Annotated in this window: 13 protein-coding genes; 3 read left to right on the forward strand and 10 right to left on the reverse strand. The window is 70.3% G+C overall.

The window, feature by feature from the left end:
- Positions 1 to 73: 73 nt before the first annotated feature.
- The 6 genes from JHY01_RS11395 to JHY01_RS11420 all read right to left on the reverse strand — a co-directional run bounded on the left by JHY01_RS11395 (position 74) and on the right by JHY01_RS11420 (position 6,614).
- Entirely contained in the window at positions 74 to 1,171 is a 1,098-nt protein-coding gene (locus tag JHY01_RS11395; RefSeq protein WP_205325751.1) for a branched-chain amino acid aminotransferase, read from the reverse strand.
- A gap of 183 nt (positions 1,172 to 1,354) precedes the next feature.
- Positions 1,355 to 2,392 (reverse strand): 3-isopropylmalate dehydrogenase, encoded by a 1,038-nt coding sequence (locus JHY01_RS11400; protein ID WP_205325752.1) that lies wholly within the window; start codon positions 2,390 to 2,392, stop codon positions 1,355 to 1,357.
- Between the two features lie 241 nt (positions 2,393 to 2,633).
- Positions 2,634 to 4,232, reverse strand: a complete 1,599-nt coding sequence (serA, locus tag JHY01_RS11405) for a phosphoglycerate dehydrogenase (RefSeq protein WP_205325753.1) — start codon at positions 4,230 to 4,232, stop codon at positions 2,634 to 2,636.
- Between the two features lie 412 nt (positions 4,233 to 4,644).
- On the reverse strand, positions 4,645 to 5,181 hold the full coding sequence (locus tag JHY01_RS11410; protein ID WP_205325754.1) for a regulatory protein RecX: 537 nt from the start codon (positions 5,179 to 5,181) through the stop codon (positions 4,645 to 4,647).
- Entirely contained in the window at positions 5,156 to 6,208 is a 1,053-nt protein-coding gene (recA, locus tag JHY01_RS11415; protein WP_205325792.1) for a recombinase RecA, read from the reverse strand. Before recA ends, JHY01_RS11410 begins: the two co-directional genes overlap by 26 nt.
- 202 nt (positions 6,209 to 6,410) lie before the next feature.
- Positions 6,411 to 6,614 (reverse strand): DUF3046 domain-containing protein, encoded by a 204-nt coding sequence (locus tag JHY01_RS11420; protein ID WP_205325755.1) that lies wholly within the window; start codon positions 6,612 to 6,614, stop codon positions 6,411 to 6,413.
- Between the two features lie 112 nt (positions 6,615 to 6,726).
- Here JHY01_RS11420 and JHY01_RS11425 point away from each other — a divergent pair, with 112 nt between their 5' ends.
- Both JHY01_RS11425 and JHY01_RS11430 read left to right on the forward strand, forming a co-directional pair.
- Positions 6,727 to 7,299 (forward strand): TetR/AcrR family transcriptional regulator, encoded by a 573-nt coding sequence (locus tag JHY01_RS11425; RefSeq protein WP_205325756.1) that lies wholly within the window; start codon positions 6,727 to 6,729, stop codon positions 7,297 to 7,299.
- A gap of 364 nt (positions 7,300 to 7,663) precedes the next feature.
- Positions 7,664 to 8,119 carry a DoxX family protein gene (locus JHY01_RS11430; protein WP_205325757.1) on the forward strand — a complete coding sequence of 152 codons (456 nt, stop codon included), beginning with the start codon at positions 7,664 to 7,666 and terminating at the stop codon, positions 8,117 to 8,119.
- A gap of 58 nt (positions 8,120 to 8,177) precedes the next feature.
- Here JHY01_RS11430 and JHY01_RS11435 read toward each other — a convergent pair whose 3' ends face one another.
- Positions 8,178 to 9,062, reverse strand: coding sequence for a transketolase C-terminal domain-containing protein (locus JHY01_RS11435; protein WP_205325793.1), 885 nt, complete (start codon positions 9,060 to 9,062; stop codon positions 8,178 to 8,180).
- A 62-nt stretch (positions 9,063 to 9,124) separates the two neighbouring features.
- Positions 9,125 to 9,859 (reverse strand): transketolase, encoded by a 735-nt coding sequence (locus JHY01_RS11440; protein ID WP_205325758.1) that lies wholly within the window; start codon positions 9,857 to 9,859, stop codon positions 9,125 to 9,127.
- On the opposite strand from JHY01_RS11440, the gene soxR reads away from it, so the two are divergent.
- Positions 9,858 to 10,313 carry a redox-sensitive transcriptional activator SoxR gene (gene soxR, locus JHY01_RS11445; RefSeq protein ID WP_205325759.1) on the forward strand — a complete coding sequence of 152 codons (456 nt, stop codon included), beginning with the start codon at positions 9,858 to 9,860 and terminating at the stop codon, positions 10,311 to 10,313. The two genes, JHY01_RS11440 and soxR, sit on opposite strands and share 2 nt — an antisense overlap.
- Positions 10,314 to 10,322: 9 nt before the next feature.
- On the opposite strand, the gene JHY01_RS11450 is transcribed toward soxR, so the two are convergent.
- The gene (locus JHY01_RS11450) at positions 10,323 to 12,389 is read right to left on the reverse strand and encodes an Hsp70 family protein (protein WP_205325760.1); all 2,067 of its coding nucleotides are present in this window, start codon (positions 12,387 to 12,389) and stop codon (positions 10,323 to 10,325) included.
- Between the two features lie 311 nt (positions 12,390 to 12,700).
- Positions 12,701 to 14,848, reverse strand: a complete 2,148-nt coding sequence (locus tag JHY01_RS11455; protein ID WP_205325761.1) for a DEAD/DEAH box helicase — start codon at positions 14,846 to 14,848, stop codon at positions 12,701 to 12,703.
- Positions 14,849 to 14,895: the final 47 nt, after the last annotated feature.

Below are 14,895 nucleotides of genomic sequence, written 5' to 3' on the forward strand. Positions count from 1 at the left end.
AAGGGGACCGGGATTGGCCCCGATTTCCGGCGACGGGGCGGTTCAACCTCCCTGTCGCGGAAGGAGGGTGGGCTCAGACGACCTTGGTGGCCCAGCCGTGGGTGTCCTCGGCGCGGCCGTGCTGGAGGTCGAGGATGGTCTGGCGCAGTTGCATGGTGAACTTGCCGGCCTCGCCGCCGTTGACCTGGAACTCGCCGCTGCGGCCCTTGACGGTGCCGACCGGGGTGATCACGGCGGCGGTGCCGCACGCGAAGGCCTCGGAGAGCACGCCGGACTGCGCGTCCTCGCGCCAGCGGGCGAGCGAGTAGTCGGTCTCGCGGACCTCCCAGCCCGCTTCGGTGGCGAGCGTGAAGATCGCGTCGCGGGTGATGCCGGGGAGGATCGTGCCGAGCTTCGGCGTGTACAGGACGCGTTCGTTCTCGTAGGCGAAGAACAGGTTCATGCCGCCGAGTTCGTCGACGTACTTGTACTCCACGGCGTCGAGGAAGACCACCTGGTCGCAGCCGTGCTCGATGGCCTCGGCCTGCGGGAGCAGGCTCGCCGCGTAGTTCCCGCCGCACTTGGCGGCGCCGGTGCCGCCCGGTCCGGCCCGGTTGAACTCCTCGGAGACCCACAGCGTGAGCGGCTTGGGGCCGTGCTTGAAGTACGCGGCGGCCGGGGAGGCGATGACCAGGTACGTGTACTCCTTGGCGGGGCGCACGCCGAGGAACGCCTCGGAGGCGAACATGTACGGCCGCAGGTAGAGGCTGGCCTCCTCCTGGCTGGGCACCCAGTCGCCGTCGACGGCGAGGAGCTCGCGGATCGAGGCGAGGAACCACTCCTCGGGCAGATGCGGCATGGCCATGCGCTCGGCCGAGAGGTTGAGGCGGTGGGCGTTGGCCTCGGCGCGGAACAGGCCGATGCCGCCGTCGGGGTAGCGGTAGGCCTTGAGGCCCTCGAAGATCTCCTGGGCGTAGTGGAGGACCGCCGCGGCCGGGGAGAGCGTGAGGGGCCCGTAGGGCTTGACGGTGGCGCTGTGCCAGCCGCGGCCCTCGGTCCAGGTCATCTCGAACATGTGGTCGGTGAAGTTGGTGCCGAAACCCGGGTTCGCGAGGATGCGGTCGCGCTCCGCGGCCGGGGTCGGGTTCGGGTGCGGCTCGCGCCGCAGGTCGGGAAGACCGTCGCTGGTCATAGATCTGTCCTTCAATGCAGGTGGCTCGGGTGCGGTGCTGTATTTGGTCCTGATGCCTAACTTACCGCTCGTTCAGGTGGTCGGGCGGCGCGTGGGCCGGTCGGGCTTCGACACGGAAAAACGCCCGGCGAGGCGCTCTTGTCGGAGCGCTGGCCCGCCGGGCGCTTGATGCAGCTGGGTTTGCTAGCTGAGCTGTCCGGCGACGTCGGCGGCTACTCGGTCGCCTACCTCGCCGGTGCGGATCTTGGCGCCGGAGTCGCGTCCGGCGAGTTCGCGCTCGACCGCGGCGTTCACCGCGATGGCGGCGTCAGTGCGGCCCAGGTGCTCCAGCAGGAGCGCGGTGGAGGAGATCGCGGCGACCGGGTCGGCGATGCCCTGACCGGCGATGTCGGGCGCCGAGCCGTGCACGGGCTCGAACGTCGACGGGTGCGTGTGGTCGGGGTTGATCGAACCGGTGGCGGCCAGGCCGATCCCGCCGGTCACCGCGGCCGCGATGTCGGTGAGGATGTCGCCGAACAGGTTGTCGGTGACGATGACGTCGAACGTGTGCGGCCGGTTCACCAGGAACATGGCGGCGGCGTCGACGTGCTGGTACTCGGTGGTGATGTCCGGGTACTCGGCGGCGACCTCGTCGAAGGTGCGCTTCCAGAGCCCGCCGGCGTGCACGAGCACGTTGGTCTTGTGGACCAGGGTGAGGTGGCCGCGGCGGCGCTTGGCGCGCTCGAAGGCGTCGCGGATGACCCGCTCGGTGCCGTAGCGCGTGTTGAGCGACTCCTCGGTGGCGATCTCGGCGGCCGTACCGGTGTGGAGGTTGCCGCCGGCGCCGGTGTACAGGCCCTCGGTGCCCTCGCGGACGACCACGAAGTCGATGTCGCCGGGCTTCACGTCGGCCAGCGGCGTGGGCGCGCCCGGGTAGAGGCGGCTGGGGCGCAGGTTCACGTACTGGTCGAACTCGAAGCGGAGCTTCAGCAGCAGGCCGCGCTCGAGGACGCCCGGCGGGACCGACGGGTCGCCGATGGCGCCCAGGAGGATCGCGTCGTGCCCGTCCAGTTCGGACAGCACACTCTCGGGGAGGACCTCACCGGTGCGGTTGTACAGGCGGGCGCCCAGGTCGTACTCGTTCGACTCGTAGCCCGGAAGGGCCACGGCGAGCACCTTCTGCGCCTCGGCGATGACCTCTTGCCCGATCCCGTCGCCCGGGATGACCGCGATCCTGCTCATGCTGCCTCTCTGATTTCGTCCTCAGTCGCTGACGCGAACTGGTGCGCCGCTTCCGGTCGCAGACCGGCCCGTTCCCCTTCGGCCGGTTCTACCCAGGGAAACGCGGAATGCGGGCGAGTGCGTTCACCTTAACGCACCCGTCCCGCATTCCGACGAACGACTCTCAGCAGGTGGAACCGGACCGGTGAACGCCACAGGAGCGGCCACCGGGAGGCCCGAGGGCCTGCTCACCGGACAGGCCCTAGTCCTGCAGGGTCACCGTCTTGACGCCCTTGGCGCCGACCGATTCCTTGATGCGGCCGAGCAGTTCGGACGGCACCGGGGCGTCGAGGGCCATCGCCATGACCGCTTCGCCGCCGGCGGCCTTGCGGGCCACCTGCATCGCCGCGATGTTGATGCCCAGGTCGCCGAGCGCGCCGCCGATGAGGCCGACGACGCCGGGCCGGTCGGTGTAGCGCAGGAACAGCAGCGAACCGTCCAGGTCGATGTCGAGCTCGAAGCCGTCGATCTCGGTCAGGCGCAGGCCGCCGTGCGGGCCGGGGCTGATCGTGCCCGACACCGTGAGGCTCCGGCCGTCGACGAGCGCGCCGCGCAGCGTCAGCAGCGTCTGGTACTCCGGCGATTCCTTGGTGGCGAACAGGCCGACCTCGACACCGCGCTGGTCGGCCACGAGCGGGGCGTTCACGTAGGTGACCGAGTCGGCCACGTCCACGAACAGGCCCTTGGTGGCAGCGAGCTGCAGCACCGTGACGTCGTGGTCGACGACGTCGCCGCGGACCTCGACCGTCAGCGACTGCACCGGCGCGCCGGTGAGCGCGTTGAACGTGCGGCCCAGGCGCTCGGCGAGCGGCAGCAGCGGGCGCACGTCCTCGTGGACGACACCCCCGGCCTGCACGTTCGCGGCGTCCGGTACGAACTCGCCGGAGAGGGCGAGGCGGACGCTCTTGGCGACCGCGAGACCCGCGTTGTCCTGCGCCTCACGGGTGGAGGCGCCCAGGTGCGGGGCCGCCACCACGTTGTCGAGGGCGAACAGCGGCGAGTCGGTGCACGGCTCCTTGACGAACACGTCGAGGCCGGCGGCGGCCACGCGACCGTCCTGCAGTGCCGCCGCGAGCGCCTCTTCGTCGATGAGGCCGCCGCGCGCGGCGTTGACGATCCGCACGCCGGGCTTGACCTTGTTGAACGCGTCCTCGCCGAGGATCCCGACGGTCTCGGGGGTCTTCGGCAGGTGGATCGTGATGAAGTCCGCGGAGGCGAGCAGCGTGTCGAGGTCGACGAGCTTCACGCCGAGCTTCGCGGCGATCGCGGGCTGGGCGTACGGGTCGTAGGCGACGACGTCCATGTCGAAGGCCTGCATGCGGGTCGTGACGAGCTGCCCGATCTTGCCGAAGCCGATGACGCCGAGGGTCTTGCCCTGGATCTCGACACCGGTGAACTTCTTGCGGTCCCAACGCCCCGCGCGCAGCGACGCGTCGGCGCGGGCGATGTGGCGGGCGCTGGCGAGCAGCAGCGTGATGGCCTGCTCGGCGGCGGAGACGATGTTGGAGGTCGGCGCGTTGACGACCATGACACCGCGCTCGGTGGCGGCGGGCAGGTCGACGTTGTCGAGCCCGACGCCGGCGCGGGCGATGACCTTGAGTTTCGGCGCGTGCTCGAGAGCGGCGGCGTCGATGGTGGTGGCGGAGCGGACGATCACGGCATCGGCCTCGACCAGCGCGGCGTGGAGGGACTCCACGTTCGTACCGTCGATCTCCCGGACATCGAAGTCACCGGAAAGGACCTCGACCGCGGCGGGCGCGAGCGGGTCGGCAATGACCACGACGGGTTTCGGTTCGGTCATGGATACCTCGCAAAGGTAAGGAGAGACGGAGGACCGGGCGCGGCGCTGCGTCGTCGCGGCCAATGGTATGTCGAACGCGTTAACGACGCCTTACCGACCTGCCAAGTTCCGGATGATGGAACACCCCTCGCATGTCAGGCCCCACAGGTCACGCCCGGGACAGCCCGCACCTCACGAGTCGCCGCCCGTTCCGTGAGCCCCGCGACCGTTCGCGTTCCGCAGGTCGCCTCGCCGGCCGTGAGCCCCGCGGCGCTCGTCGCGTCGCGATCGCGACGCGAGTTCGCCTCGGCGTCGTCACCGCCCCCGGTTTCGATGACGGCCGGCTCCTCCGACATGTCGCACCCTTGCGCCACACTGGAATCGGCGGATGCCACGAATGCCCGATCGGTAGTCAATCGCCGAAAATGCGCGACTACTCGAAGTGGGCGTCCTCATCGAGGAGCTCCGCCGCGTCGCTCTCCGCTTCGGCGAGGACCTGCTTCACGACCGGGATCGCCACGCCGGAGCCGTAGCCCTTGCGGGCGAGCATCCCCACGAGCTTGCGCAGCACGGCGTCGTCGGTCTGGCCCGCCAGGGACCGGTAGCGGCGTCTCGCCAGTTCGAGCGCGGCCTCGCGCTCGTCGTCGTCGCTGACCTGCTCCACCGCCGCGTCCACGAAGTCGGGGTCGACGCCTTTGCGGCGCAGCTCCCCCGCGAGGCTCCGCTTGGAAAGGCCCCGGCTGCGGTGGCGGGACTCGACCCAGGCGCGGGCGAAGACCGCGTCGTCGATGAGGCCGACCTCGGCGTAGCGCTCCAGGATCTCGGTGACGATCGCTTCCTCGAAGCCCTTGCGGCGCATCGAGTCCCCGAGTTCGGAGCGCGTGCGGGGCCGGCCCGACAGCAGTTGGAGACAGTACTGCCGGGCCGCCTCGGGGTCGTTCGGCTTAGAAGTCGACCGGGGGTTCTTCAATCTCGTCCTCGATCGGGGCGTCTGCCGCGGCGGCGTCGACGCCGAGCTTCTCCTTGATCTTCTTCTCGATCTCCAGGGCCAGGTCCGGGTTCTCCTTGAGGTTCGTCCGGGCCTTCTCCTTGCCCTGGCCGAGCTGGTCGCCCTCGTACGTGTACCAGGCGCCCGACTTCTTCACGATGCCGTGCTCGACGCCCATGTCGATGAGCGAGCCCTCCTTGGACACGCCGTGCCCGTAGAGGATGTCGAACTCGGCCTGGCGGAACGGCGAGCCGACCTTGTTCTTGACGACCTTGACGCGGGTGCGGTTGCCGACGGCCTCGCCGCCGTCCTTGAGCGTCTCGATCCGGCGGATGTCCAGGCGCACCGAGGCGTAGAACTTGAGCGCCTTACCACCGGCGGTGGTCTCGGGCGAGCCGAACATGACGCCGATCTTCTCGCGCAGCTGGTTGATGAAGATCATCGTGGTGCCGGTGGTGTTCAGGCCGCCGGTGATCTTGCGCAGGGCCTGGCTCATGAGCCGGGCCTGGAGGCCCACGTGGGAGTCGCCCATCTCGCCCTCGATCTCGGCGCGCGGCACGAGCGCGGCCACCGAGTCGATGACGATGAGGTCGACGGCGCCGGAGCGGACCAGCATGTCCGCGATCTCCAGGGCCTGCTCGCCGGTGTCCGGCTGGCTGACGAGGAGGTCGTCGACGTTGACGCCGAGCTTCTCGGCGTAGATCGGGTCGAGCGCGTGCTCGGCGTCGATCATCGCCGCGACCCCGCCCTCGGCCTGGACGTTCGCCATGGCGTGCAGGGCGATGGTGGTCTTACCGCTCGACTCGGGACCGTAGATCTCGATGATGCGGCCCTGCGGCAGGCCGCCGACGCCGAGCGCCACGTCGAGCGCGATCGAACCGGTCGAGATGGTCTTGACGTTCTGCTTCGGCTTCTCGCCCAGCCGCATGACCGAGCCCTTGCCGAACTGTTTGTCAATCTGCGCCAAGGCGAGATCGAGCGCCTTCGACTTGTCCTGAGCGGAGTTCATCCCGCCTCCCCTGGTTCCTGTCTGCTTAGCCATGCTGATTACGGTAGTCGCACCCACCGACAACCTAGGACAACGGCTTGTTCGAACAGGGCACATCTCGCAGAGATGAAGAAAGCACCGTTCGCAGAGGCGGCAGAGGCTCAGGTCGCGGCGATGGCGGAGTCAGGTCGCGGGCGGCAGTGAACCCGGTTCAGCAGGTCCGTCAGCGCACCAGTCGCGACGGAATCCGTTCGGGCCAGGCGCGGCACACGGCCATCCACACGGCCTTGGCGTTCTCGCCCTCGGCGAGCGCCTGGTCGATGGTGCGACCGCCGAGCTGCCCGAGCGAGTGATCGGAGGCGACCGACCGGGCATAGGCGGCTCCGAAGGTCTCGTTCATCCGGTCCCAGAAATCGCTCTGCTTCATGCGCCGCTCCCCCGCTTCCAGCACCTTTCGGTGCGCCGTTCCCGCCGTTCCACGGGGACAACGGTAGGCGACTCCGTGGGTCGGGGCCAACCGCAGGTGGCAAGATTGCCGGGTGCCTCGCGTCAGCCAAGAACACCTCGACTCCCGCCGTCAGCAGATCCTCGACGGCGCCCGCTCGTGCTTCGCCAAGTTCGGATACGAGGGCGCGACGGTGCGGCGGCTGGAGGAGGCGACGGGGCTCTCCCGCGGGGCGATCTTCCACCACTTCCGCGACAAGGACGCGCTGTTCCTCGCCGTGGCGTCCGTGGACGCCGCGGAGATGGCGGCGACGGTGGCCGAACGTGGCCTGGTGGGCGTGATGCAGGACCTGACGACGGGCGCGGACAAGCCCGAGATCGCGGGCTGGCTCGGGACGCAGCTGGAAGTGGCGCGGCGACTGCGCACCGACCCGGAGTTCGCCGAGGCCTGGGGGCGGCGGCGCGAGGCGATCGCGGAGGCGAGCCGGGAGCGCCTCGAGCACCAGCGCGAGATCGGGGTGCTGCGCACGGACGTCGACATCGAGGTCCTGGCAGGGTTCCTGCAGCTGATGTACGACGGCCTGGTGCGCTATCTGGCGACGGGCCGCGACGACCTCGACATCACCCGCATCCTCAGGCTCGTGGAAGAGGCCGTGCGCCGCCACTGACAGCCGACGAGCCCATCGATGCGCATCGCGAATCCCGCGCATAGGCGCGAGCCCGCTCCTCTCCCGTATGCCGAGCGGCGGGCTCGGATCACCGCTCCCGATTGCCGTGCGGGGCGAACGGTGCCCCGGAGGCGGGCATGATGCCCGCCCTCGCGGCATCAGCCACTGCGTCATCGCGACACAAGACGCCCATGGCATTCCCAGCCAGCAGATATTTACATTCATCATTACATTTTGCTAAACTTTCCTTTGGTTGAATCGCCAACCAGTCGCCTCCGGCTCCTCCGCCGCGCGGTCCACCGACCGCGTTCCAGTGCCGCTCGCGGGCCGGTCGCGACGCCGCACCCCCTATTGGAGGGCATGAATGATCACCCGACTCCAACCGATCGGACTCCTCATCGGACGCGTCGTCCTCGGCGTCGTCTTCATCGCACACGGATGGCAGAAGTTCAACGCGAAAGGCATGGAAGCGACCGCGCAAGGCTTCGAGGGCTTGGGCATCCCGGCACCCACGCTGTCGGCCTACTTCACGGTCGGCGCCGAGATCATCGGCGGTTCCCTGCTTATTGTGGGAGCGCTCCTACCGCTCGCGGGGCTCTGGCTCGCCAGTGTCATGCTCGGCGCGATGTACTTCGTCCACCCGCTCAACGGCGCGTTCTTCTCCCAGGAGGGCGGCTACGAGTACGTGCTCTTGCTGGCCGCGCTCTCGATCGCCATCGGATTCTCCGGCGGCGGCGCGCTCGCGGTCGACAAGCTCTGGCTGAACAAAGTGGGCGACAAGAAGTCCGACGAACCGGCGCCCGCAGAGAGCATGGCCTAGCCTGCGTGCCGATGGCACCCGGAGCCTCCGAGCGGTCCCGCTCGGAGGCTCCGGCCGTTCACGCCAGGAACCGCCGCAGGCGGGCGCGGACGCCCTCCGCGTCGAGCCCGTGCAGACGCTCGTGCTCGACCGCGGTGCCGTAGCGGCGCAGCTCCTCTCGGCCGACACCGATCGACAGCAGCCGGTGCGGCCGGTCCTCGTACGCCTTCGAGACGAGCCAGGCCGAGGTCCCCTCCAGGTACGGCTCGACCATGACGATCGCGTCACCGGTGTCCGCCGCCAGTTCGCGCAGACCCGTGGTGTCGAGCGGGCGCGGCGTGTTCGTGTACGCCACGGTCACGTCGAGATCGGCCGTCGCCTCCAGCACGTTGTCGAGCAGCGGGCCGACCACGACCACCGTCGCGCGAGTGCCCTCGCGCAGGACGAGCAGGGAATCGTCCGGAACGGCGTGCGGATTCTCGTTGTGCTGCAGCGAGAGACGCAGGTACACGCCACCGTCGGCGCGCACCGCGCGGTCCAGCAGCGGCGGCACCTCGGCGGCGTGGCCCGGTACGAAGACCCGCCAGCCCGGCAGCGTGTCGAACAGCGCCACGTCGCGCGGGCTGAAATGCGTGAAGCTGCCCTCGGCCCAGTCGTACGAGGCGCCCACGCTCACCAGGACGCCGCTCGTGCCCTGGTGCTCGAAGTCGAGCTTCACCTGCTCGAACGCCCGCTCCACCAGGAACGGCGCATACGTGTGGGCGACCGGCCGCATCCCGGCCAGCGCCAGCCCCCCGGCGACGCCGATGAGGAGCTGCTCGCGGATGCCCACGTTGATCACGCGGTCCGGATGGGCCTTCATGGCCTGGTCGAACATGTCCGCGGAGATGTCGGCGAGGACGACGGCGAGGCGCGGGTCGGCGTCCACGAGGTCGGTGAGGTGCGCGGCCCAGGCGTCGCGCATGGTCAGGGGCTGCCGTTCGTGGGTCAGCGGGTCGGCGATGAACACCATCGGGATCCTCCGGTTCAGGGTCGGTGGGCGGCGACGGTGACGTGCGGCCTGTCGGGGTGGGAGGTGGTGAAGGACCGGTACAGGGCCTCGTGGTCGTGGGCGTCGACGTGGGCGGCGCTCCAGCCGTTCACTTCGAAGCGGGAGGCGATGCCGCCGTTCCAGCCGTGGGTGGCCGAGCCGTTGTCGGCCACGATCACGTTGAGGTTCGCGAGGCCGACGGCCCCGGCGTAGGCGATCGCCTCGTGGTTCGAGCCCTCGTCGAGTTCGGCGTCGCCGACGAGCACGAAGACTCGCGAGTCGGGGAATCCGTCGGCGCGCAGGCCGTGTGCGATACCGACGCCGAGGGGCAGGCCGTGGCCGAGGGATCCGGCGGACATCTCCGCACCGGGGACGAGGGTCGCGTCGGGGTGGGAGCCGAGGGGTGATTCGAGGGTGGCGATCCGGTCGAGCCATGCGACGGGGAAGAAGCCTTTGGCGGCGAGGACCGCGTAGAAGGCGCTGGGCCCGTGGCCCTTGGAGAGCAGGAACCGGTCCCGTGCCGGGTCGTCGGGCCGCTTGGGGTCCACGCGCAGGACCCGGTCGTAGAGGACCCAGATCGCGTCGAGCGTGTAGGTCTTGACGATCGGGTAGCGCACGTCGGTCACGGTGCGCTGCGCGAGCGCTCGGACCTGTTCGATGGTGTCGTTCACGCCCAGATCATGTAACTTCAAGTCGACTTGAAGTAAAGCTTGAAGTGAGCAGGGACACATGACTTCTCATGATCCGGCGACGTTGCTGAGCATCGGCGACTTCGCCGCCCGCGCCGGCGTCACCGCTTCGGCGCTGCGCTACTACGAATCGCTCGGCCTCATCCATGCTGTTCGCACCGGCGGCAACCAGCGACGCTACCGGCGCGCCGAGCTGCGCCGGGTCGCGTTCATCCGGGCGGCCCGGTCGATCGGACTGTCCCTCGACGAGGTCAAGGCGTCGCTGGACCGGCTGCCCGACGGGCGGATCCCGGACCGCGCCGACTGGCAGCGGCTCTCCTCCGGGTGGAGCCGGCGGATCGAGGACCGCATCGCGCGCCTGCGGAGCCTGCAGCAGGAGCTCGACGAATGCATCGGCTGCGGCTGCCTATCCATCAGCAAGTGCGCGATCTACAACCTGTCCGACGCGAAGGCGGAGGAGGGCGCGGGCCCGCGGCTCGGCTTCAAGGCCGACTAGGACCGGTGTTCAGCATTCGGCGAGGCCGCCGAGGGAGTTCAGGTCGTCCGGATCTATCACGAGCCACACGAACGGTATGAAGCCGCGACCCTCGGAGAGCTCCACCTCGACCATGAGGTCCGAGGCGGCCTTGTGGGGGTGGTAGTCCCAGAAGCCCTCGTCCTCCCAGCCTCTCGGGTCGATGGTCTCGGCGGCGGTGTAGCAGGCGAGCTCGAACTGCTCGCCGACGCCGGCGTAGTCGACGGCCTTCGCATCATCCGGGACGCCTCGGATGCCGGGCCTGCCGCCCTGGTTCTGGCAGTAGGTGCGCGTTTGCGGGCAGTCCCAGTGCACGGTTCCCACCACAGTGGTGGTGTGGCCGGTACCTGTCACCGGATCGATATCCGTCGCGGGGCTGTGGATCGAGAAGGAGTACGTGTCCGAGGCGTTGAGGCCTTCGATGGTGAACCCGGCGCACGAAACGTCCTCGAGCGAGCCCTGGTCACTGGTACCGCTGTAATCGACCCGACAGCCGGTCGACTCCGGATCGGCGTCGGTGGTGACGGTGAGCGAAGAGACTCCGACGACGACCTCGACGACCTCGCCGGGCCAGTCCGGGAGGGCCGCATCGGTTGGGGCGGCATCGGATGCCGATTCGGCGCTCACGTCTTCGCTGGTGCCGTCTGCCGGATCCTCCCCGCCGGTTCCGTTGGGGTCGTCGTCGCGGTTCAAGAGCTCGGAAAGGACCGCTCCGATGACGAGGGCGACGAGCAGAGCGATGATGAAGACGGTGAGCGGGCGCGGGGACCGCCTGACCGGCCGGGGCGTGGGCGGCGGCAGGGCGCCGGTCAGCGGTGTCTTGGAGCGTCCTTGGGCTGCTTCGGGAGTCGGGAGGCCGTTCACGGCGGGCGGCTGCGGGACCGAGGCGTGCGGCGAGGCGGCCCCGGCCCGGCCCGGCGTGTACGGCACGATCGCAGGGTCGACCGGCGGCATCGGCGCAGCCGGCGGCGCGGCGTGGATCGCTACGGCCCCTTCGCTGACGACCAGTTCAGGCTGCTCGATGAGCGTCGGGGCGACGCCGAGTTCCTGGTGGATCATGGTGGCGGCCAACGGCATCCGGCTCGCCCCGCCGACCATGAACACCCCTGCGAGCTGCTCGGGCGCGAGCCCCGCCTCGCGGATCACGGCCCGGGTGATCGCGACGGCCCGGGTCATGAGCGGACGGGCCAGGAGTTCGAGCTCGGCACGCGTGAGCAGTTCCTCGACCGCGAAGCCGGGCACCGCGATCTCGGTGCTGGTGCGACGCGACAAGCGCTCTTTCGCTTCGCGCACTTCGTCGTAGAGCGCGAAGCGCTGGCGGAGCCGCTCGGATCCGGCGTCGGGATCCAGGAGTGCGGCCCACTGTTCGGCGCGCTCCTCGGACCCGGCGAAGCGACCGCCGAGGTACTCGACGAGAGACTGGTCGAGGTAGTGCCCGCCGATGCGGTCGGAGCCGTCGACGGCGAGCACTTCGAAGCCGGTATCGGTGCGCGCCACGGCACTCGCGTCAAAGGTGCCCGCGCCGAGGTCGAAGACGACGAGGGACTGGCCGGACGCGAGGTCGTGGCCGAGGACGTCGGCGAAGTAGCGGGCGGCGGCGACGGGTTCGGGCAGCAGGACCGGGGACACCGCTCCGGCGCCGCCGGCCGCGTCGGCGATGACGTGTCGGCGGGCCGGGCCCCACCCAGCGGGGACGGTCACGGTGACCGACCGGGGCACCCCGGCGGCGGTGCCGCAATCGGCGATGGCCCGGCGCAGGACCGCCGCGACCGCGTCGCGGACGGGGATCTCCTGGTCGCCGAGGAGGATCGTGGCGGCGTCGAGGCGCAGCTTCGGGTTGCGCTCGTAGCGCTCGGGACGGCGGCGGCCCTCACGCGCGGCGTCGCGTCCCACGAGGATGGATGACTCGTAGTCGATGTATATCCCTGAAGGCAGGAGTGGGGTGCCTTCGAAGAGCAGCTGATGGCGGCGGCCGTCTTCGCGCAGGACGGTGGCGACCGTGTGGTGGGTGCCGAAGTCGATGCCGAGCGCGGCTGCCGTTCGAGGGGCGGAGTCCATGCCGAGCTTTCTGGGAGGGGGAGTCGGGACCGCCCCAGCGTACTCGGGCGCGGCGACGCGCCGATCGGTCACTTTCGGCGGCAAGGAATCGGGGGTCGACCCCCCCCTATGCCGCCGCCGCGGCCCGACGCCCGCCGCGAGCTCGGCGCCCGACACCTGGCGCTGGGTCCACCGCAGGCCCGAGGCCCCGCGACGACCCGGTACCTCGCCCGGTAACGCCCGTCAAGCCGTCCCAGGTATGCGAAAGCGGCCCTGGGGAATGCATTCCCCAGGACCGCTTGCTCAGTCAGTGCTGACCGGTGCTTCGGTGCCTACCAGCGGTCGCGACGCTCGCGGTCGCCTCGGAAGCCGCCGCGCTCGCCGCGGTCGTCGCCGCGGAAACCACCACGGGTGCCGCGGTCGTCGCTGCGGAAGCCGCCACCGCCGCGGTTGTCGCGGTCGCCGTAGCTGCGACGCTCGCCGCCACCGGAGTAGCCGCCGCTGCGGTTGTCGCCGCCTCGGAAGCCGCCGCCGCGGTTGTCGCGGTCGCCGTAGCTGCGACGCTCGCCGCCACCGCTGTAGCCGCCGGAGCCGCCTTCGCGGTTGCCTCGGTAGCCGCCGCCGTCACGGTTGCCCTGGTAGCCCCCGGAGCCGCCTTCGCGGTTCCCGCGGTAGCCGCCGCCGTCACGGTTGCCCTGGTAGCCCCCAGAGCCGCCTTCACGGTTGCCCCGGTAGCCGCCGCCGGAGCCGCCCTCGCGGTTGCCCCGGTAGCCACCGCCGGAGCCGCCCTCGCGGTTGCCCCGGTAGCCGCCGCCGGAGCCGCCCTCGCGGTTGCCTCGGTAGCCGCCGCGACGCTCGCCGCCACCGCGGTCGTCGCGCTCGCGGCGCGGGCCGCGGTCATCGCGGTCGCGGCGCTTCGGCGGGTCGAGGATCTCGCGCTCGGCCTGCTCGCGCAGTCGGGCGGCCTGGGCGCGCAGGCCCTCGGCGTCCTCCTTCAGACGCTGGATCTGCTGCTCGAGACGAGCCGCCTCCGCGTCGTTCTGCGAGGCCTGGTGGTCCGCCGCCACCGCGCGCAGGTCGGTGAAGTTGCGGGCGCCCATGAGCTTGGTGAGCTCGGGGTCGAAGTTGTCGTTGACGTAGTGGCGCTGGGCCTCCACGCCCGCACGCTCGATCAGGCTGAACATGCTGCGGTTCTGGTGCGGGAGCACCAGGGTCGCCACATGCCCGGACTGGCCGGCGCGGGCCGTGCGCCCGGCACGGTGCAGGTAGTCCTTGTGGGTCTTCGGCGGGTCGACGTGGAGGACCATGTCGACGCCGTCCACGTGGATGCCGCGGGCCGCGACGTCGGTGCAGACCAGCGCGTCCAGGCGGCCGTTCTTGAAGCGGTCCAGGACCTTGGAGCGGTCGACCTGCGACATGCCGCCGTGCAGGCCCTCGGCCTTGACGCCGGCCTCGCGCAGTTCGTCCGCGATGCGGTCGACGGCGAGCTGGGTGCGGACGAACACCATCGTCAGGCCCGGACGGGACGCGACGGCGGCGGTCATCGTGGCCTTGTCTCGCGGGCCGATGAGCATCAGGTGGTGGGTCATGGTGGTGACCGAACCAGCCGACGGGTCGACCGAGTGGGTGACCGGGTCGTTCAGGTACTTGCGCACCAGAACGTCGATCTCCTCTTCCAGGGTGGCCGAGAACAGCATTCGCTGGCCGCCCTTGGGAAGCTGGTCGAACAGCTCCTCGACCTCGGGCAGGAAGCCCATGTCGGCCATCTGGTCGGCCTCGTCGAGGATCGCCAGTTCGACGTCCTCGAGCGAGCACTCGCCGCGGCGGATCAGGTCGCGCAGGCGGCCCGGGGTGGCGACGAGCATGTCGACCCCGCTGCGGAGCGCGTCGATCTGGCGGTTGAACGCGGTGCCGCCGCAGACGACCTTCATGTCGATGCCGACGGCGTCGCCGAAGGTCTGCAGCGACTCGGCGACCTGGATGGCCAGTTCGCGGGTCGGGGTCATGATGATCGCGCGGGGGCGCTTGGCGCGGGTGCGGCCGCCGGCGGCGAGACGCGACAGGGTCGGCAGGCCGAAGGCCAGGGTCTTGCCCGAGCCGGTCTGGCCGCGGCCGAGGATGTCGCGTCCGGCGAGGGCGTCCGGGATCGTCGCGGCCTGGATCGGGAAGGGCGTGACGATGCCCTGCTCGGCCAGCGCGGCGGTGATCTTCTCGGAGAGGCCGAGTTCGTCGAACGACGGGCCGGTGTAGGCCGGGACCTCGTCGGTCTCGACGATGAACTCCTCGGCGGGAGCCGCTTCCGCGGCGGCGGCCTCGGCGGTGTCGACGCCGGTCTCGACCGGGTTCGCAGCGGCGGCCTCGGCCGGGGCCTCGGTCACGGCAGCGGCCTCGGCGGCCTGGACGTCGGTGGTTTCGGGGGTTTCGAGCGCCGTGTCAGATTGACTGATGGCAGCATCCGGCACAGTTTTGTCAAGGGTCATGGTTCGCCTTCCGCGAGAACGACTTCGTAAGTGACGCACGTTCCGCG

This window comes from Glycomyces sp. YM15 (genome assembly GCF_016918015.1).
Lineage (GTDB): Bacteria > Actinomycetota > Actinomycetes > Mycobacteriales > Micromonosporaceae > Glycomyces.